This window comes from Nocardia sp. XZ_19_231, from assembly GCF_015355705.1.
GTDB classification, from domain to species: domain Bacteria; phylum Actinomycetota; class Actinomycetes; order Mycobacteriales; family Mycobacteriaceae; genus Nocardia; species Nocardia salmonicida.
On sequence record NZ_JACUZI010000001.1, the window covers coordinates 650,469 to 668,705 of the forward strand.

The 18,237-nt window shown below is 68.4% G+C and carries 20 protein-coding genes; 10 read left to right on the forward strand and 10 right to left on the reverse strand.

Features of this window, described 5'->3' with window-relative positions:
• The first annotated feature begins 88 nt into the window (after positions 1-88).
• Positions 89-1,816: a DEAD/DEAH box helicase gene (locus IBJ82_RS02775; RefSeq protein WP_194825138.1), complete on the forward strand. Its 1,728-nt coding sequence runs from the start codon at positions 89-91 to the stop codon at positions 1,814-1,816.
• 60 nt (positions 1,817-1,876) lie between these two features.
• On the opposite strand, the gene IBJ82_RS02780 is transcribed toward IBJ82_RS02775, so the two are convergent.
• Entirely contained in the window at positions 1,877-2,479 is a 603-nt protein-coding gene (locus IBJ82_RS02780) for a TetR/AcrR family transcriptional regulator (protein WP_194824351.1), read from the reverse strand.
• Positions 2,480-2,640: 161 nt separating this feature from the next.
• On the opposite strand from IBJ82_RS02780, the gene IBJ82_RS02785 reads away from it, so the two are divergent.
• Positions 2,641-3,378, forward strand: coding sequence for an SDR family NAD(P)-dependent oxidoreductase (locus tag IBJ82_RS02785; protein ID WP_194824352.1), 738 nt, complete (start codon positions 2,641-2,643; stop codon positions 3,376-3,378).
• Positions 3,379-3,400: 22 nt separating this feature from the next.
• Here the strand turns inward: IBJ82_RS02785 and IBJ82_RS02790 are convergent, their stop codons facing one another.
• The gene (locus IBJ82_RS02790) at positions 3,401-3,949 is read right to left on the reverse strand and encodes a hypothetical protein (RefSeq protein WP_194824353.1); all 549 of its coding nucleotides are present in this window, start codon (positions 3,947-3,949) and stop codon (positions 3,401-3,403) included.
• Positions 3,949-5,679: a DEAD/DEAH box helicase gene (locus tag IBJ82_RS02795; protein ID WP_194825139.1), complete on the reverse strand. Its 1,731-nt coding sequence runs from the start codon at positions 5,677-5,679 to the stop codon at positions 3,949-3,951. Before IBJ82_RS02795 ends, IBJ82_RS02790 begins: the two co-directional genes overlap by 1 nt.
• A 124-nt stretch (positions 5,680-5,803) precedes the next feature.
• On the opposite strand from IBJ82_RS02795, the gene IBJ82_RS02800 reads away from it, so the two are divergent.
• Complete coding sequence (locus IBJ82_RS02800) at positions 5,804-6,556, forward strand: TetR/AcrR family transcriptional regulator (protein WP_194824354.1); 753 nt, start codon at positions 5,804-5,806, stop codon at positions 6,554-6,556.
• Between the two features lie 87 nt (positions 6,557-6,643).
• On the opposite strand, the gene IBJ82_RS02805 is transcribed toward IBJ82_RS02800, so the two are convergent.
• The gene (locus tag IBJ82_RS02805) at positions 6,644-6,838 is read right to left on the reverse strand and encodes a hypothetical protein (protein WP_056811260.1); all 195 of its coding nucleotides are present in this window, start codon (positions 6,836-6,838) and stop codon (positions 6,644-6,646) included.
• A 403-nt stretch (positions 6,839-7,241) separates the two neighbouring features.
• Here IBJ82_RS02805 and IBJ82_RS02810 point away from each other — a divergent pair, with 403 nt between their 5' ends.
• Genes IBJ82_RS02810 through IBJ82_RS02820 form a run of 3 tightly spaced genes read left to right on the forward strand, consistent with a single transcriptional unit; the run spans position 7,242 to position 9,318 of the window.
• On the forward strand, positions 7,242-7,613 hold the full coding sequence (locus IBJ82_RS02810; RefSeq protein WP_194824355.1) for a DUF952 domain-containing protein: 372 nt from the start codon (positions 7,242-7,244) through the stop codon (positions 7,611-7,613).
• Between the two features lie 37 nt (positions 7,614-7,650).
• Positions 7,651-8,133, forward strand: coding sequence for a cation:proton antiporter regulatory subunit (locus IBJ82_RS02815; protein WP_194824356.1), 483 nt, complete (start codon positions 7,651-7,653; stop codon positions 8,131-8,133).
• A 6-nt stretch (positions 8,134-8,139) separates the two neighbouring features.
• Positions 8,140-9,318 carry a cation:proton antiporter gene (locus IBJ82_RS02820; RefSeq protein ID WP_194824357.1) on the forward strand — a complete coding sequence of 393 codons (1,179 nt, stop codon included), beginning with the start codon at positions 8,140-8,142 and terminating at the stop codon, positions 9,316-9,318.
• Here IBJ82_RS02820 and IBJ82_RS02825 read toward each other — a convergent pair whose 3' ends face one another.
• The 3 genes from IBJ82_RS02825 to ppgK all read right to left on the reverse strand — a co-directional run bounded on the left by IBJ82_RS02825 (position 9,319) and on the right by ppgK (position 12,844).
• Positions 9,319-10,218: an MHYT domain-containing protein gene (locus tag IBJ82_RS02825; RefSeq protein ID WP_194824358.1), complete on the reverse strand. Its 900-nt coding sequence runs from the start codon at positions 10,216-10,218 to the stop codon at positions 9,319-9,321. It lies immediately after the preceding gene.
• Positions 10,219-10,465: 247 nt separating this feature from the next.
• Positions 10,466-11,839, reverse strand: coding sequence for an RNA polymerase sigma factor (locus IBJ82_RS02830; RefSeq protein WP_194824359.1), 1,374 nt, complete (start codon positions 11,837-11,839; stop codon positions 10,466-10,468).
• A 246-nt stretch (positions 11,840-12,085) separates the two neighbouring features.
• Complete coding sequence (ppgK, locus tag IBJ82_RS02835) at positions 12,086-12,844, reverse strand: polyphosphate--glucose phosphotransferase (protein ID WP_194824360.1); 759 nt, start codon at positions 12,842-12,844, stop codon at positions 12,086-12,088.
• A gap of 108 nt (positions 12,845-12,952) precedes the next feature.
• Here ppgK and IBJ82_RS02840 point away from each other — a divergent pair, with 108 nt between their 5' ends.
• Positions 12,953-13,852 carry an inositol monophosphatase family protein gene (locus IBJ82_RS02840; RefSeq protein WP_194824361.1) on the forward strand — a complete coding sequence of 300 codons (900 nt, stop codon included), beginning with the start codon at positions 12,953-12,955 and terminating at the stop codon, positions 13,850-13,852.
• Positions 13,853-13,882: 30 nt separating this feature from the next.
• Here IBJ82_RS02840 and cei read toward each other — a convergent pair whose 3' ends face one another.
• On the reverse strand, positions 13,883-14,566 hold the full coding sequence (gene cei / locus IBJ82_RS02845) for an envelope integrity protein Cei (RefSeq protein WP_194824362.1): 684 nt from the start codon (positions 14,564-14,566) through the stop codon (positions 13,883-13,885).
• A 375-nt stretch (positions 14,567-14,941) separates the two neighbouring features.
• Here cei and IBJ82_RS02850 point away from each other — a divergent pair, with 375 nt between their 5' ends.
• Positions 14,942-15,244: a DUF4193 domain-containing protein gene (locus IBJ82_RS02850; protein WP_194824363.1), complete on the forward strand. Its 303-nt coding sequence runs from the start codon at positions 14,942-14,944 to the stop codon at positions 15,242-15,244.
• Positions 15,245-15,327: 83 nt separating this feature from the next.
• Here the strand turns inward: IBJ82_RS02850 and IBJ82_RS02855 are convergent, their stop codons facing one another.
• The gene (locus IBJ82_RS02855) at positions 15,328-15,864 is read right to left on the reverse strand and encodes a DUF3093 domain-containing protein (RefSeq protein ID WP_194824364.1); all 537 of its coding nucleotides are present in this window, start codon (positions 15,862-15,864) and stop codon (positions 15,328-15,330) included.
• Between the two features lie 72 nt (positions 15,865-15,936).
• On the opposite strand from IBJ82_RS02855, the gene dut reads away from it, so the two are divergent.
• Together dut and IBJ82_RS02865 are read left to right on the forward strand one after the other, a co-directional pair.
• Complete coding sequence (gene dut / locus IBJ82_RS02860; protein ID WP_056811235.1) at positions 15,937-16,407, forward strand: dUTP diphosphatase; 471 nt, start codon at positions 15,937-15,939, stop codon at positions 16,405-16,407.
• A gap of 5 nt (positions 16,408-16,412) precedes the next feature.
• On the forward strand, positions 16,413-17,312 hold the full coding sequence (locus IBJ82_RS02865) for a DUF3710 domain-containing protein (RefSeq protein WP_370585199.1): 900 nt from the start codon (positions 16,413-16,415) through the stop codon (positions 17,310-17,312).
• Positions 17,313-17,418: 106 nt separating this feature from the next.
• On the opposite strand, the gene IBJ82_RS02870 is transcribed toward IBJ82_RS02865, so the two are convergent.
• The gene (locus IBJ82_RS02870; RefSeq protein WP_194824366.1) at positions 17,419-18,174 is read right to left on the reverse strand and encodes an alpha/beta fold hydrolase; all 756 of its coding nucleotides are present in this window, start codon (positions 18,172-18,174) and stop codon (positions 17,419-17,421) included.
• Positions 18,175-18,237 lie beyond the last annotated feature (63 nt).

The following is an 18,237-nucleotide window of genomic DNA, read 5'->3' on the forward strand; positions in this document are numbered from 1 at the left end:
CACCCCGCGTCGGTTTGGCGACACGCCGCATCGGGCGGCTAGGGTCGTCTGCGTGACTGGGTCGGGTGGTGCCGCTACGGCGAAGCAAGTGGGGACACCGGGCGATACTGCCGCGGGAGGTGCCCCGTCCGGCTCGTTGCGTGCCTGGCAGCGGCGCGCTTTGACGAAATACCTGGCCACCAAGCCGCGTGACTTCCTCGCGGTCGCGACACCCGGCGCCGGTAAGACCACCTTCGCGCTGCGGGTTGCCGCGGAGTTGCTGGCCGATCGCACGGTGGACCAGATCACCGTCGTCGCCCCGACCGAACACCTCAAGCACCAGTGGTCGGCCGCGGCCGCGCGGACCGGAATTCAGCTGGATTCGCGGTTTTCCAACTCCACCGGCGCGACCTCGGGCGACTATCACGGCGTGGTGGTGACCTATGCCCAGGTCGCCGCGCACCCCACTCGGCACCGGGTGCGCACCGAGAACCGGCGCACCCTGGTGATTCTCGACGAGATCCACCACGCGGGCGACGCCAAGACCTGGGGTGAGGCGACCGAAGAGGCGTTCGGCGACGCCACACGCCGTCTCGCGCTGACCGGAACCCCGTTCCGCAGTGACGATTCGAAGATCCCGTTCGTCACCTACGAACCCGACGAAGGTGGTTTCCCGCGCTCGCGCGCCGACCATTCCTACGGCTACGCCGACGCGCTCGCCGACGGCGTCGTGCGTCCGGTCGTGTTCCTGGCCTACTCCGGCGACGCGCACTGGCGCGACAGCGCGGGCGAGGAACACACCGCCCGGCTCGGCGAACCGCTCAGCGCCGAGCACACCGCGCGGGCCTGGCGCACCGCGCTCGATCCGGCGGGCGATTGGATCTCGTCGGTGCTGCGCGCGGCAGACATGCGCCTGCGTCAGTTGCGCGCCTCCGGCATGCCCGACGCGGGTGGTCTGGTGATCGCCACCGATCAGGAACGGGCCCGCGACTACGCCGAACTGCTCGAACACATCTGCGGCGAGCGGCCGACGGTGGTGCTCTCCGACGACCCACAGTCCTCGCAGCGCATCGGCGAGTTCGGCACGAGCACCCAGCCGTGGATGGTGGCGGTGCGCATGGTGTCCGAAGGCGTCGACGTGCCCCGGTTGGCCGTCGGCGTGTATGCCACCAGTGCGTCGACACCGCTGTACTTCGCGCAGGCCATCGGGCGTTTCGTGCGTGCCCGCAAGCCGGGGGAGACCGCGAGCGTGTTCCTGCCGTCGGTGCCGGTGCTGCTGGATCTGGCCGCGCAGCTCGAGCTGCAGCGCGATCACGTCATCGGCAAGCCGCATCGCGAGAAGGACGGCCTCGACGACGAGCTGCTGGTGGACGCGAACAAGACCGAGGACGAGCCCGGCGAGGACGAGAAGTCCTTCGTCGCGCTCGCCGCGGACGCCGAACTCGACCAGGTGATCTACGACGGATCCTCCTTCGGCACCGCCACCATCGCGGGCAGCGACGAAGAAGCCGACTACCTCGGCATCCCCGGTCTGCTCGACGCCGACCAGATGCGCGCACTGCTGCGCGACCGGCAGACCCGCCAACTCGCCGACCGGAGCGCCGCGCAGGAATCCGCGCCGCAACCCGCGGCCGTCGCCGAACGCGTCGCCACCTCCGACAAATTGGGCGAACTGCGTCGCGAACTCAACAGCCTGGTGGCCATGCACCACCACCGCACCGGCAAGCCCCACGGCGTGATCCATGGCGAACTCCGCCGCGAATGTGGTGGTCCACCAACCGCATTGGCCAGTGTCGATCAATTGGGCGAGCGGATCGCGGCTCTGCGTCGACTCTGAGAGATCCCGCTCAGGATCGCCCTCGTCGTAGTTCCCCGATCGCCGATCGTCCGGCCTCGCCTAGCGTGTCGCGCCCGCCAGTGTCTGCATGGCGCTGTCGACGGCGATGCTCAGTTCTTCGGGCCCGACGCCGTCTCTGGCCTGGATCGACAGGCCGTAGAGCACAGTGCTGAAAAGCATGGCGAGCGAAGCGGTATCGGTGTCGGGAGCGAGGTCGCCTTCGGTAACGCCACGGTCGAGCCGGGCGCGGATGTCTGCCGTGGTGCGGCGACGGGCTTCGACCAGGAATTCGCGGACCGCGGCGTTGCGGGTGGTGTAGGTCGCGCCGGCGAGGACCACCATGCAGCCGTGCGGAAGGTCGGGGTCGGTGTAAAGGGGGATGTTGTCGCGCAGCATCGCCTCGATCGCGGCGTACGCGGTGGGCTGTTCGCGCAGCGCCCTGGCCGTGTGGGAACCCTCGCTGCGGCCGTAGAGCTCGACAGCGGCGCGGAACAGAGCTTCTTTGTCGCCGAAGGCGGCGTAGAGGCTGGGGGAGTTGATGCCCATGGCGGTGGTGAGGTCGCTCATCGAGGCGCCGTCATAGCCGCGTTCCCAGAACACCTCCATGGCACGGCGCAGCGCGACCTCACGGTCGAAGCCTCGGGGACGCCCGCGTTCTGCCATGCGAAACCTTTCTGTGCCGATCGGTAAATATACCGCTCCCAGCGAGGGTCGCGGCGCCCGCCCACGATATCTGTGTCGATCGATAAGAAACTCTTGACGGCTGGGGTGCGAGTGCGCTTGTCTATTTGTGTATCGACCACTACAAAATTGGAGCGAGCCTGATGACGAGCAGCAACACCGTGGCCCTGGTGACCGGCGCGAGCCGTGGGATCGGCGCGGCCATCGCCCGCGCCCTGGCCGCCGCCGGCACCGATGTGGCGTTCACCTACCAGCGCGACGAGGTCGCCGCGAAGGCGGTAGCCGCCGATATCGAGGCGCTGGGCAGGCGGGCGCTGCCGATCAGGGCCGACAGCGCCGATGCCGCGCAGGTCGTCGCCGCCGTCGAGCAGACCGCGCGCGACCTGGGCGGCCTCGACGTGCTCGTGAACAACGCGGGCATCTTCCCGGCCAAGCCGTACGAGGAGTTCACCCTCGACGAGATCGACCGCGCGCTGAACATCCATGCCCGCGCAGCCTTCGTCGCGGGCCAGGCCGCGCTACCGCACCTCGGCGACGGCGGCCGGATCATCTCCATCGGCTCCAACCTGTCCGAACGCGCGCTCTTCGGCGGGTTGTCGCTGTACAACCTGAGCAAGTCGGCCCTCAACGGCTTCACCAAAGCCCTTGCGCGTGAACTGGGTCCGCGCGGCATCACCGTCAACCTCGTGCAGCCGGGTCCCACCGACACCGACATGAACCCGGCGAACAGCGATCACGCCCCGACCCAACGAGAGTTCAATGCCCTCGGCCGGTTCGGCGCCGCCGCCGACGTCGCCGACCTGGTCGCCTTCCTCGCCGGTCCGTCCGGCCGATCGATCACCGGCGCGATCCTCACCGTGGACGGCGGCACCAACGCCTGAGACGACCGAGCGGACCGGCCGCTCAGGAGGCGGGTACGAAGAACCGGGTCGGGTCGAGACTGTTGATGCTGGTCCAGCGCGGCTCCTGGGTGGGGAGATCGGAGTCGGTGGTGGCATCGAAGTAGCCCTGCAATTCCAGTGCGAGGCGCGGATTCTCGTCGACCTTGCGCGCGATCGTGTACAGCATCGCGAACACGTGCACGCAGCGCGCGGTCCGCGCGGAGCAGGAACAGTCGGTGCTCACCAGGCTCGGCGCGGGGGAGTGACCCGCGTCGAGCAGAGCCCGGTGCATCTCGTCGGTGAGGATGGTCGGATCGGTGATCGTGGTACCGATCGCGGTCACCGCCGCTCGGGACAGCGGTGCCACCTCGACGTGCGCGATCGAGGCCTGACCGCCGCGATGCAGATGCGCGCGCACGGTTCGCCCCTCGATCTCGATGCCCACGCCGTCGTTGCGCGCGATGCTGCGGGCCCGGGGCAGCAGTGGCTCCGGGCGGGTCTGGCGCAGCGGTTCGGCCAGCCGCACCCAGTCCCTTCCCCATGGGGTGTAACCGTATTCGTTGTCGGCCATCAGTTCTCTCGCTTCCGGCGCAGGATGTCGACGAGGGCGTCGTCGTCGAGGCGGGCCAGTTCGGCGATGCCCGCGGCATCGGACAGATCCGTCAGCGCGGACTTACGGGTGTGCATCGCCGCGATGTGTTCCTCCACCGTCGTGGCGCTGGTGAGGGTGGTGACGGTGACGGTGCGGGTCTGCCCGATCCGGTGTGCCCGGTCCGACGCCTGCGCCTCCACCGCCGGATTCCACCAGCGATCGAAATGGATCACATCGGCCGCGCGGGTGAGCGTGAGGCCGGTGCCCGCGGCGCGCAGGCTCAGGATCAGCACCGGCGGTCCGTCCGGTGCCTGGAAGCGGGTGACCAGTTCGCCGCGCTGGGTGGCGTCGAGCCCGCCGTGGAAGAACGGCGCCTCGACTCCGAACTGTTCGGCCAGGTGACGCACCAGCAGCTCGCCGGTCTTGCGGTACTGGGTGAAGATCAGCGTGGGATCGTCGGTGTCGAGGTTGGTGGCGACGATGTCGGTGCACAGGTCGAGTTTGCCGGAGCGGCCCGCGAGTTCGTCCAGGTCACCGGAGACCAGTCCGGGGTGGTTGCACACCTGTTTGAGGTGGGTCAGCGCGGCCAGTACTCGTCCCTGTCGTTGCAGGCCGGAGCCGAATCCCTCGTCCAAGGCGTCGGCGAGGACCGCGTCGTATACCCGTTCCTGCTCGGCGGTGAGATCGCACAGCAGATCGCTGTGGATCTTCGCCGGCAGCGATGCCGCCACCTGAAGCTTCTTGCGTCCCAGGACAACCGGCTCGATAGCATCGCGCAGCCGAGCCGCCGCCGTGGCCGAACCCTCCTCGATCGGCTTGACGAACCTGCGTCGGAACTGCGTTCGATGCGCGAACAGTCGCGGCACGGTGAGATTGAGCAGGGCGAACAGTTCGTCGAGGTGGTTCTCCACCGGGGTGCCGGTCAGCGCGACCTTCGCGTCGGCGGTCAACCCTCGCGCCGCCCGTGACACCTGTGTGCGCGGATTCTTCAGCGCCTGCGCCTCGTCGAACACCACGGTCGCCCACTGCTCGCCGGTCAGCGCTGCCCCGTGCAGCCGCAATGTCGGATACCCGGTCACGACAACCGTCCCCGCCCCGGCGGATACCGCGCCGCCACGCCACGACACCGGCTTCAACCCCGGCGCGAACCGCTCGATCTCGTGCACCCAGTTGCCCACCAGCGAGGTCGGACACACCACCAGTTGCGGCTCGTCGGCGCGCCCCTGGAGGAAGCCGATCGTCTGCACCGTCTTACCGAGGCCCATCTCGTCGGCCAGCACGGCCCCGCCGTACGCCGATACGGTCTCGCGCAACCACCCGACCCCGCGCACCTGATAGGGCCGCAGCGTGGCATCGAGGACCCCGGCGAGCTCCTCGTCGAGCGCCTGCGTCTCGCACAGCACCCGCGCCGCGCGCTCGGCGGAGACGATCGCGGTGCCGACCGCATCGGGCACCGCGTGTGCGGCGGTGGGCAATGCGGTGGGCCGTTCGTCGGACAACAACGCGCGCCAGGCCAACGCGGACGGGGCGAGGTCGTCGATGGTGACGTCGGCCAATTCGGTGGGCGTCACCACGGCGGTCGCCACCTCGACGGGTTCGATCGCGCCGCGCTCCCCGACGGGCAGCGCGAGGGTGAGCGTTTCCGGATCGCCGATTCCCGTCGGCGCGGCACCGGCATCGTGCCCGGTCCACGTCCACAACGCGAACAGATGACGGTCGGGGAGGTAGGTGGCCTGAGTGGCGGGCAGAACGTTCTCCTCTGATCAGACGGCGGGCAACCGAATAACGTACACTGTACCGAGTTTGTTCCCGAGCGTCAGGAAGCAGGGTGCCGTGCCGACCGACGGCGACGACAAGACCGCGCAGGCCACCCAGATCCTCGAACTGCTGTGGCGCCACGCCCTGCCGTCCAAGCCGGGCGCACGCGGCCCGAAACCGGGCGTCACCGTCGACGACGTGGTCTCGGCGGGCATCGCCCTGGCCGACCGCGACGGTATCGACAAGCTGACGATTCGGGCGGTCGCCGCCGAACTCGGCCTGCGCGCGATGAGCCTCTACACCTACGTCCCCAGCAAGGACGCCCTGATCGTGCTCATGGTCGACGCCGTCGCCGCCGCCGACACCTCGATCTCGGCCGACCTGCCGGTCAGAGACCGCATGATCGCCATCGCCACCCAGATCAGGGCCGAACTGATACAGCACCCCTGGCTCCTGGAAGTGTCCCCGTGGCGCCAGGTACTCGGCCCGGGGAGGATGCGTCGCTACGAACGTCAACTGGCGGCGATCGACGGCATCGGCCTGGGCGATCTGGCCATGGACCGCGCGATCGCGGTCCTCACCGATTTCGCCACGGGCAATGCCCGCCTCGCCGTCGCGGCCGCGGGAGCCGCCGCGCAACTGAGCGACGCGCAGTGGTGGGAGGTCAACGGCCCCTTGCTGGCTCGGGTGATGCCCGCCGACGAATTCCCGCTCGCCGGGCGGGTCGGCACCGCCGTCGGCGAGCACTACCAGGCCCCCGCCGACCCGGACGGCGCGTTCGACTACGGGGTGGCCACCCTCGTCGACGGTCTGCTCGCCGACGCCTGATACAGCGACAGCGGGCGCCCTGTTCGGGTCGCCCGCTGTCGGGAGTTTTCTGTTGTCAGATGTGGTTGTTTCGGACGCGAGGAGTGGTCAGATCGCGGGAGCTTCGTCCGTGTTGATCACGGCTTCGAGTTCGCGCAAGCGGTCCATGTGTTCATTCGCGTGGTGCTGGCAGAAGAGCAACTCGCCACCCGCGGGAAGCACGGCACGCACTCGGGCAGCCGCCCCGCAACGATCGCAACGATCGAGTGCGGTCAGTGGGGTGCTGGTCAGGGTTCCTGGCATGACTCCTCCGTCCCGGCTCCCGGCTCTGCGTGGCCGTTCGCCTAGGTGTGGGCCTCGTGGTCACTCCACGCGGCTCGCATCCGCTACTTCCCAGCAGTGGTACGACTACTCTGTCAGACGTTCGGGGTTCAGGCTTTGTTCCCGGAAGTGAATCTTTGTGTTTTCGATAACAGACCTGCGGTTTCGCTGAAAGCGAACATCCGCCGACCGTCGGTTTCGAGCACCCACCGATCACCCGCGAAGCGCTGATGCCACCTCCCCCTCGATCCTGTTACGCACCGATATGTCGCTCGCTGCGGTGTTGCTCGTTACGCGGGGCGCAACGGCCGAACCGGGCTTGAACATCATCGAGTTGTGACAGGGTCTTGACCGTCCGAAGCTGTTGTCTACCCGGAGATTACCCGTGATATCCGACACTCACACCCTTGTTCACCTGTGTTCTTCCCAAGAATGGGAACAAGCTCGTAACGCGGGCGAGCGCAGGCCGCCGTCGCTGGCCGACGCGGGCTTCGTGCACCTGTCCACCCCGGAGCAGGTCCACCTGCCCGCCAACCGACTCTTCGCCGGGCGCGCCGACATGGTCGTGCTGTGGCTGGATCCCACGGCGTTCACCGGTGAGGTGAAGTGGGAGCCGGGCGTCCCCAGCGACCCGTCGTCGATGCTCTTCCCACATCTCTATGCCCCGCTGCCGGTCGCCGCGGTGCTCGCCGCGCAGCCGTATCTGCCCGGCTCCGACGGCGTGTTCACCACACCGCGCCGGGAGGGAGTGGCGTAGACCACAATCGGGGCCGGGCGCGTCTACTGTTGACGATGTGAACGTCGACGTCACAGCGCTACCGGGCATCGGAGTGCGTAAGGATTTCGAAGTCAGGTCGGGGCGCCGCGTCGGGGTGGTCGCCCACCGCGACGGTGACATCGACCTGATCGTGTCCAAACCCGACGACCCGGACGCCATCGCCGCCCAGGTGCCGCTGTCCACCGACGAGGCGTCGGTGCTGGCGAACCTGCTCGGCGCGCCGCAACTGGTCGCCAGGCTCAACGACGACCACCGCGATCTGCCGGGCATCACCACCCGGCAACTCGCGATCGTCGACGAATCACCCTATGCGGGAAGAACCCTCGGCGAGACCGGCATGCGCACCCGGACCAAGACCTCGATCGTCGCGGTCATGCGCGCCGGTCAGCTCCACCCGTCACCCGGCCCGGATTTCACCTTCACCGAGGGTGATCTGCTCGTGGTCGTCGGAACCCCGGACGGCCTGGAAGCGGCCGCGAAGATTCTCGTGCACGGCTGAGCGCCCGTGACCTCGCAGGCCTTGGCGCTGCTCGAGCTCGGCGTGATCTTGTTCGCGCTGGGGGTCTGCGGGAGAGTGGCGGGCCGGTTCGGGATGTCACCGATTCCGCTGTATCTGCTCGGCGGGCTTGCGTTCGGTCGCGGTGGGTTCATCGACCTCGGCGCCGCCACCGAGTTCGGGCACGTGGCGAGCGAGATCGGCGTCGTGCTGCTGCTGTTGCTGCTCGGGCTCGAGTACACGGCTCCCGAGCTGATGACCGGTCTGCGGCGCTCCTGGGGGGCCGGAGTGCTCGACCTGGTGGCCAACGCGCTCCCCGGCATCGCGGTGGCGCTGATCCTGGGCTGGGGCGTGCTCGGCGCCGTCGTGCTCGGCGGGGTCACCTACATCTCGTCGTCGGGGATCGTGGCCAAGGTGCTCGACGATCTGGGCCGCCTCGGTAACCGCGAGACCCCGGTGGTGCTGTCGATCCTGGTGTTCGAAGACCTCGCGATGGCGGTGTACCTGCCGATCCTGACCATGATGCTGGCGGGGTTGAGCCTGCTGAGCGGACTGATCTCCCTCGCGATCGCGCTGGCGACCATCACGGTGGTGCTCGTGGTCGCGCTGCGTTTCGGGCGGGTGGTCTCGGCGGTGGTCGACAGCGCCGATCGCGAAGTGTTCCTGTTGCAACTGCTCGGTGCGGCACTGCTCGTGGCCGGTGTGGCCTCGGCACTCAATGTCTCGGCCGCGGTCGGCGCGTTCCTGCTCGGCATCGCCATCTCGGGCTCCACCGCGCGCGAGGCGGTGAAACTGCTGGAGCCGCTGCGTGATCTGTTCGCCGCGATCTTCTTCGTGGCGTTCGGCCTGTCGATCGACCCGGCCGCGATCCCGCCGGTGTTCGCCTGGGCGGTCGCGTTGGCGGTGGTGACCACCGGCACCAAGATCGCGGTCGGCTGGTGGGCCGCCGGCAAGCAGGGAATCCGGCAGATGGGTCGCGCGCGAGCAGGCGCGGCGCTGGTGGCGCGCGGCGAATTCTCCATCGTCATCGCCGGATTGGCGGTCGCCTACGGCAAGGCCGACGCGAAACTGGCCGCGCTGGCGTCGGCCTATGTCCTGCTGATGGCGATTCTCGGGCCGATCGCAGCGCGGGTCGTCGAGCCGGTGGTCGAATTCGTCCGGCGCCGTTCGGGTGTCGCGACGAATTGATCAGTCGATGACGCGGCGTGGCCACGCGCCCGCGCCGTCATAACTCAGTTCCTCGGTGCGGTACTCATGCTGGACAGGTGGCGCGAACCGCGCGACCGGTGGCGCGGGTTCGGCCGGTCTGGCCGGTCGAGGCCCCGGGCGGTGCCGCGAGGTGAGCCACATGCGCGGCAGCGCTTCCTCGTTCTCGATCTCGGTCAGGCTCACACTGATCAACACGAGCATGGTGACGATGCTGCTCACCCCGATCAGCGGAGCCAGCAGTTGCATCGCCTGGGCGCCGGAGCCGGGCACGGCCTGATGATCGGTGTGCGCGTGCATCGACGCCATCCCGGTGTAGTGCATGCCGCATACGGCCACACCCATGATCAGCGCCGCACCCACGGTGGCGAGAAAACCCTTGACGCGCAACGTGAACCACAGCGCCACGACCGAAGCCACGACCGCGATCACCATCGACAGCGCCACGATCGCGGGGTCGTATCGCACGGTCGCGCTGGATTTCATCGCGAACATGCCGGTGTAGTGCATGGTCCCGACACCGAGGCCGGTGATGGTGCCACCGGCGAGCAACGAGCGCAGTGTCGGCTGCGGCTTGTTGACCATGAACAGTCCGATCCCGACCACCACCATTGCGGTGAGCGCGCTGAACAGCGTCAACGGGACGTCGTAGCGAATGTCGGCGCCGCGGATGGTGAAGCCGAGCATGGCGATGAAATGCATGACCCAGATGCCGGTTCCGCCGATCGCGATCGCGGCGGCGACGAGCCAGCCGGCTCGCCCCTCGGGGGCGTTGCGACCGCGGGCCGCGCACTGCAGTCCGAGCAGGCAGCCCGTGACGGACATGAAGTAGGCGAGAACAGGGGTGATCCAGCCGTAGCTGAAGTGATAAATGTCGAGCACGCGCGAAAAACCCTCAATGCCGATACCGCAGACTTGAGGCGGTAGAACGAAAAGCTGAGTGTGACCATACGGTGAAGATCGCCAATCCGTGTCCTCCGCAGTGCAATCCATCAGTGTGGGGTTGATCACGAAACGATTAACCGGTCGGTCTGCTGGATAAAACAGACCGCTGGGAATGTAGCTAGCAAAACGAAGAAAAGGCCCGCACCACCGATTCGGTGGTGCGGGCCTTTTCTTCGTAGAACTGCTAGTCGAGGTAGTCGCGCAGAACTTGCGAACGGCTCGGGTGGCGCAGCTTGCTCATCGTCTTCGATTCGATCTGGCGGATGCGCTCACGCGTGACGCCGTAGACCTGACCGATCTCGTCGAGGGTGCGCGGCTGACCGTCGGTGAGGCCGAAGCGCAACCGCACGACGCCCGCCTCGCGCTCGGACAGCGTCTCCAGCACCGACTGCAGCTGATCCTGCAGCAGGGTGAAGCTCACCGCGTCGACCGCGACGACCGCCTCGGAGTCCTCGATGAAGTCACCGAGCTGGCTGTCGCCCTCGTCGCCGATGGTCTGGTCGAGCGAGATCGGTTCACGCGCGTACTGCTGGATCTCCAGCACCTTCTCCGGCGTGATGTCCATTTCCTTGGCGAGCTCCTCCGGCGTGGGCTCACGGCCCAGGTCCTGGAGCAGCTCGCGCTGGATGCGGCCGAGCTTGTTGATCACTTCGACCATGTGCACCGGAATACGGATGGTGCGGGCCTGATCGGCCATGGCGCGGGTGATGGCCTGACGGATCCACCACGTCGCGTAGGTCGAGAACTTGTAACCCTTGGTGTAGTCGAACTTCTCGACCGCGCGGATCAGACCCAGGTTGCCTTCCTGGATGAGATCGAGGAATGCCATGCCGCGGCCGGTGTAGCGCTTGGCCAGCGAGACGACCAGTCGCAGGTTGGCCTCGAGCAGATGGTTCTTCGCTCGGTTGCCGTCGCGCACGATCCAGTTGAAGTCGCGGCGCGTCGTCACCGAGAGCTTCTCGCCCGCCTCGGCGAACTCGCGCATCTTCTCCGCGGCGAACAGGCCGGCCTCGATCCGCTTGGCGAGTTCGACCTCCTCTTCCGCGTTGAGCAGCGCGACCTTGCCGATCTGCTTGAGGTAAGCGCGTACCGAGTCGGCGGAGGCGGTGAGTTCGGCGTCCTTGCGTGCTTGACGCAGCGCTTCGGACTCCTCCTCGTCCCAGACGAAATCGCCGGAAGCCTTGTCCTTCTCGGACGGCTCCACGGTCTCGGCGACTTCGGCGGTTTCCTCGGCGACGTCTTCGACGACGACCTCCTCGCCGACGAGTTCGTCCTCGGCGACTTCGAGATCACCGAGATCGTCGACTTCGACCGACTCGTCGTCGAGCTGCTCTTCACCGCCCTCGCCCGAGGTTGCCTTCTTCGCGGCGGTTTTCTTGGCCGGCGCCTTCTTGGCGGCAGCCTTCTTCGCCGGCGCCTTTTTGGCTACGGCCTTTTTGGCCGGCGCCTTTTTGGCGGCGGCCTTTTTGGCCGGCGCCTTCTTGGCCGGGGTTACGGCGTCGTCGGCATCGGCGTCGGAGGCCGAGTCGGCGGTCTGACGGGTATTCGTGGCTACCACGTACGCCCTTTCGTGACGGTCTCGTGCGGCGTCACGCCAGAGTGGTTTTCCGGCGGAGCGGTCGGTCGGGTTGCACCGGCGATGCGTCGGCCGGGTGAAGTCGGCGCTCGTTCACCGACCTTCTCGCGACCGGCCGCGGCCGGAAGGTTTCACCGGCTCACCGCCGGACGTGTTCCATTGTAACGATCCAACCAGGGTACTCATGGCACGATGCCATCCAGGCGTTGCGTCGCAGGCCGCGCCGGGCTACGGCGCGATGCCCGCATCGATGGCCATCGCCGCGCCGACGATACCCGCGGTGTTCTTCAATACGGCCGGAATCACGGGAGTTCGGTTGGTGAGCAAGGGGATCCACTGCTCGTGATCACGGCTGATGCCGCCGCCCGCCACGATCACCTTCGGCCAGAAAAGATCCTCGATGTGACGCAACACGCGACTCACCCGCTGCGCCCACTCGGGGTAGGTGAGATCCTCGTTGTCCTTGACCGAGGCCGCGGCCAGATCCTCGGCGTCGACGCCCTCGATCTTGAGATGGCCGAGTTCGGAGTTGGGTACCAGCACGCCGTTGTAGAGCAGCGCGGAGCCGATGCCAGTGCCGAAGGTGAGCAGCAGGGTCAGCCCGTCGAGGTCGCGCGCGGTGCCGTAGGAGTCCTCGGCCAGGCCGGCGGCGTCGGCGTCGTTGAGCACGGTGACGGCTCGCCCACCCAGCGCCTCGGTGAACAACGCGCGGGCATCGGTGCCGATCCAGGCCTGATCGATGTTGGCCGCGGTTCTGGCGTGGCCGTCGAGCACCACGCACGGCATGGTGATGCCGACCGGACCCTCCCACCCCGTCTGGGCCACCAGTTCGGCGACCGCCGCGGCGACGGCCGCCGGCGTTGACGGCTGCGGTGTCGCGATCTTGATGCGGTCATGGGCGAGCAGGCCGGTGGCCAGATCGACCTCGGCGCCCTTCACCCCGCTGCCGCCGATATCGATCCCGAATGCGTGCCCCCGAGTGGACATGGTTCAACCCCTTGCTGACGCGGTCGATGTGCCTGACAGACACCAGCAAGCAGAGTAGCGGTAGTCACCCCTCGCGCGAGACGCCACGACATGTGATGCGATGGAGCCGTGCCCGACTACACCGAGCCCGAGACACCGAACGCCCCCATCACATCCACTGATTACGAGCAGTTGCGCCGCCTCGCCGTCGAGCTCGCCGAAGCGGCCGCCGCGCATGTGCGTGCCCGCAGGCCGGAGGTGTTCGCCGACGGCGGACCCGTGGCGGGCGCGGTGGCCACCAAGGGGCACGTCACCGATCCGGTCACCATCGTCGACACCGAATCCGAACAGCTGATCCGTGGGCTGCTCGCCGAGCGCAGGCCCGACGACGCGATTCTGGGGGAGGAGGGCGGCGGCGATGTCGGCGCCACCGCGCCGGGCACTGTCACCTGGGTCGTCGACCCGATCGACGGCACCGTGAACTTCCTGTACGGGCTGCCTGGCTACGCCGTGTCGGTGGGCGCGGTGGTCGATGGCAAGCCCGTGGCCGGCGCCGTGGTCGACGTGGCCGCCGCGACCACCTATAGCGCCGCACTGGGCGCTGGATCGCACGCTGTGCGCCCGGACGGCACCCGGGTGACACTGCGCTGCAGTAGCGAGGATTCGCTCTCGGTGGCCCTTGTAGCCACCGGCTTCGCCTACGGCAGCGTGCGCCGTGCCCGTCAGGCGCAGCTGCTCACCGAGATCCTGCCGCGGATTCGCGATATCCGCCGCCTCGGCGCGGCCGCCATGGACCTGTGTCATGTCGCCGCGGGTCGGCTCGAGGCCTACTACGAGCACGGCCTCAATGCCTGGGACTGGGCCGCGGGCGCCCTCATCGCCGCCGAAGCGGGCGCGGTCGTCCACGTCCCCCCGGTGACCGTCGGCGGCGCCGCGGGCGAACTGACGGTCGTGGCCGCCCCCGGCATCGCCAAGGACCTCAACGATCTACTCGACCGCGTCGGCGCCCCGACCGCCCTGCCGGACTGACGTCAGCGGCGGGGCCGTCGAGAATTCAGCTCAGCACTTGACGTCGCGCGCCGCGTCGACGAGGTCGGGGTCGATCGACGACGAGCTCGCGCCGGGGGCGAGGTTCTTCAGCGACCGGAGCACGGCCTCGGCGTCGGCGCCGGGGCGCAACGATTCGCCGAACGCCTGGCCGAGGACCAGATCGACGGTGTCGTCGGTGCGCGGGTCCTCGATCAGCTCGGCGCAGGGAGCGACGAGCTGCACCGAGGCGGCGGCCGGTCGGCCGTTCACGCCGAACCGGATCTGCCCGGTGCAGGTGAGGTCCCCGCTGACATAGACCGGATCGTTACCGACCTGTGTCCCCGGCGCGCCGGCGAACCCGAGGTCGCCGAGAGCGGAGGCGATGTTACCTGCCTGCCCGCTCTTGCCGTTGGCGTTGAATACCCGCACCCTCGACTCCGACAGTGCCGCCGGATCGACCGCCTCCAGCCGTGTGGGGCCCACGCGTGAGCCCAGTGCCGCGGGCTGCGGGGCGTTGGCGGCGGTCGGCGTGCTCGGCGCGTTGCACGCCATCGGTTCGTTGCTGTCGTCACGGGTACGGAACGCCGTAATCCAGACGAACAGGCTCACCAGAGCCAGCACGAGGACGAGCGCGAGCCAGAGCTCGGGCCGCCGCCGCGGAAAGGGTTTGCCGTCGCGATCAGTCGCGCTGCCTTCGGTGATCAGTGAAACCACGCGCTCACTCTACGAGTCCCGCGGCGGTGCGCGAGTCGGGGAGGTCTCGGCGAGTTTCCCAGCAGGTGACGATTCGTCGTCGGTTTCGGCTCGGCGGGGGTTCGATTGCGACTTTCGCCCGTTGGTCCGCTATTGTCTGGCCGCCCAGATCGAATATTTACCGGTGAAACGGTGGTCGGTCGCGGGAACAACAAGGGCATGTCCTGCGTTTACCGAACGCTGTCGGAGTAGATCGCTAGCTGGTCGAACCTGATAGATGACCGGTGCACGTGTGAGGTGCACCACCGGCGGGGCGGTACGAACGCCGGACCCCTGCGGGGTTACGGCAATCGACTGATCCGGGATATACGGAGTAAGGACTGAGGGGAAGACGACATGGCAACCGACTATGACGCACCGCGGCGCACCGAATCCGACGAGGTGTCGGAGGATTCGCTCGAGGAGCTGAAGGCCCGCCGCAACGAGGCGCAGTCCGCCGTCGTGGACATCGACGAAGCCGATACAGCGGAATCGTTCGAGCTTCCCGGCGCGGACTTGTCCGACGAGGTACTCAGCGTTCGGGTGGTCCCGAAGCAGGCGGACGAGTTCACCTGCTCGAGCTGTTTCCTCGTGCATCACCGCAGCCGACTGGCTACGGAGAAGGGTGGACAGCTCATCTGCATGGACTGCGCGCTCTAGAAGCAGGCAGTGCGCATCACCGTGTGGACAGTTGATCCACAGGGACTGCGCGCTACTGATCCAGTTGGATCAGTGAGGAAGGGTCAGCCCGCGCTCGGGAGTCCGAGCGCGGTCAAGACTCGGTCCGGCCTACGCGTACTGACCAACCAGTACGGCGTGGGGTCGTCCGGGTCGTCCAGAACCAGCAATGCCATCGGGCCGATCCAGGCCCGGTGCTGCACATAGGCGGCGGGGTCGAGTTGTCGGCCCAGCGCCGCACTCTTGGCCGTCGGCGCGACGGCCGCGGCGCGCGCGACGAAGCTCACCGGTAGGTGAGCGCGGTCGACGCGCAATTCCGCCGTACCATCGTCGGCCACCGTGACATCCAGGCGATGCCTGCTCATCCACAACAGAATCCAGACCGGGACCGGCGCCAGCAACACATACGGCAGCCAGGCCCGCACTCCAGGCGCGCCCATATGGATCTCGGCCGCGAGCAGGCCCGCGATCGCGAAGCCGACCGGCCACCACCACAGCGGCACCCACAGGCGCTCGGAGTAGGGCGACGGACCCTGCGCGCTCGGCGCGCGGTGGTCGGCGTCTGTGGTCGCGGTCGTCGAGGAATGGGGCTGGTCGGGCACCCCTCAACACTAGGTCACCGCACCAGGGCTGCGACGAGAAGGTCCGGCCTCGACCGCGTAGTCTCGACCGATGTGAACGCACTTGCACCGATTCCGCTGCGGCGGCTCGATCCCGGCATCCCTGTGCCGACGCGTGCCCATCCGGGTGACGCGGGCGTCGACCTCTGTACCACCGAGGATGTGATCATCGAACCGGGCGAGCGGGTGCTGGTCGGCACCGGGATCGCGATCGCGTTGCCGGTGGGCACCGTCGGCTTGATCCACCCCCGTTCGGGCTTGGCCGCGAAGGCCGGCCTGTCGGTGGTCAACACGCCCGGCACGGTCGACGCGGGCTACCGCGGTGAGATCAAGGTGTGCCTGATCAATCACGACCCGCGCACCGCCATCGAGTTGCGTCGCGGTGACCGCATCGCGCAGTTGCTGGTGCAGCGGGTCGAGTTGGTCGATTTCGCCGAGGTCGACGATCTCGACGACACCGCCCGCGGCACCGGCGGATACGGGTCGAGCGGCGGGCATGCCAGCCTGGCCGACAAGGAGGCGTGATGGGTCTGTTCGGAAAGAAGAAGCGGGCGCGCGACGACGAGGCCGACTACGTCGAATACGACGAAGTCGAGTACGACGAGGCGGACTACGACCTGGACGCGGACTCCGACGAGTACGACACCGATGAGTTCCAGCGCCCCGACTTCGCGCGCCTGGACTTCGACGACGCGCCGACCGACGAGCGTATCTACGGCAATTTCGACCACGCCCCCGATGCCGCCGCGGGCCCCTACGACATCAGCGAGGTCTCCGACGAAGCGATCTCGCGGCGCCTCGACCTGGGCTCGGTGCTCATCCCGGTGCCCCAGGGCGGGCAGTTGCAGGTGGAGATGAGCCCCGACGGCACCCCCCAGGCGGTGCACCTGGCCACCGAGCACGGCAGGCTCACGGTCGCCGCCTATGCCGCGCCGAAGTCGGCGGGCCAGTGGCGCACGGTCGCCGCGGATCTGGCCGAGTCGCTGCGCGGTGACGGCGCGAGCGTGGCCGTCGAGAAGGGCCCGTGGGGCCGCGAGGTCAAGGCGATCACCGAGGGCGCGGACCTGCGCTTCATCGGCGTCGACGGCCCGCGCTGGATGATCCGCCTCGTCGCCGCCGGTCCCAAGGGCGCCGTCGACGACCGCAGTCCACTGATCACCGCCGCCCGCGCGGTCCTGGCCGACGCAGTGGTCCGCCGCGGCACCGACCCGCTGCCCGTGCGCGACCCGCTCCCGGTGGTCCTGCCCCAGGAACTGGCCGAACAGCTGGCCGCCGCCCACCAGCAGCAGATCCAGGCCCAGCAGGACGCCATGGAGGCCCAGGCCGCCGCGGCCGCCGCCCCGCCTCCGTCGGCCATCCCGCCGAAACTGCCCGACGAGCCCCGTCGTGGCGCCGATGGTTCGGCCATGCAGCAACTGGGCCTGAATTAAGCCCTCCCCCGCCTCTCCGCGACTTTTGCCGGTCGTGGGGAGGCGGTTCGGCTAGTGATCGGGCCGGCGGTTTCGGTCGGGGGGCGTGCTGGGCGTGCCCGGCGAGTTACCCATGTACTCGCGAAATCAGTTGTCCTGCAAGGCTGTTCGTTGTCTGGTCGATAACGGTCAGCAACTCCGCGAAGCCTACGTGGCCGAGCACCGCGGGATCGGCGCCCAACTCGGCCAGTGTCACTCGGTGTAGTCGGGCCGACGGCAACGTCGACGCCCACTCTTCGGCCACCGCGATCGGGTGTACCGGGTCGTCGCTCGCGCCAACCACCGCGATCGGCACGTTGTTGGCGGCCAACGCCGCCGGTGACGGCCACGCGTACCCCGCGGCCTCGTCCAGCGCGGCGGGCAGATGCGGCCACTGCCGGCGCCACGACTGGGTCAACGCGTCGGCCAACCACCGCGGACTCGACGCCCGCATCCGCTCGATGACCGCCTCCAGACCGTCGGCGCGCAGTTGCTCGGCGGTAACCGAAGCGCTCAAAGCGGCGGGGCACGAGGCGGTTTCGGCACCCGTCCAGGCGGGTAATGCTGTGATGACACCGACTACCGCGTTCGAGTGCTCGGCTGCCCAGTCGAGCGCGATCGCGGCGCCGAGGGAGATGCCCGCGGCCAGGACCGGACCGCGCGCCGCGGCAGCGTCCAAAGCCGCGGTACAGCTCCCGATCACGGCCTGCGGGTCCGGTTCGACGGCGTGGAAGGCGAGTCCGCGCGCAAGGGCGGCAGGCCCGAACGCGCGGGCCGCGAAATCGGCGTCGGAGCCGGTCCCCGGCAGGGCGACCACGGTGACCTGGGGTGGGGTGCGCAACACCGACCGAGCGTAGCGGCCGGGCGTTTGCCCATCTACAGTGGCGGTGTACGGCCAACTAGCGGG

What these genes read in the sequence shown, in the direction of transcription:
- IBJ82_RS02780 (WP_194824351.1), bottom strand. Translation starts at nt 2,479, where the DNA reads ATGGCAGAACGCGGGCGTCCCCGAGGCTTCGACCGTGAGGTCGCGCTG.
- IBJ82_RS02785 (WP_194824352.1), top strand. Translation starts at nt 2,641, where the DNA reads ATGACGAGCAGCAACACCGTGGCCCTGGTGACCGGCGCGAGCCGTGGG.
- IBJ82_RS02790 (WP_194824353.1), bottom strand. Translation starts at nt 3,949, where the DNA reads ATGGCCGACAACGAATACGGTTACACCCCATGGGGAAGGGACTGGGTG.
- IBJ82_RS02805 (WP_056811260.1), bottom strand. Translation starts at nt 6,838, where the DNA reads ATGCCAGGAACCCTGACCAGCACCCCACTGACCGCACTCGATCGTTGC.
- ppgK (WP_194824360.1), bottom strand. Translation starts at nt 12,844, where the DNA reads ATGTCCACTCGGGGGCACGCATTCGGGATCGATATCGGCGGCAGCGGG.
- IBJ82_RS02850 (WP_194824363.1), top strand. Translation starts at nt 14,942, where the DNA reads ATGGCAACCGACTATGACGCACCGCGGCGCACCGAATCCGACGAGGTG.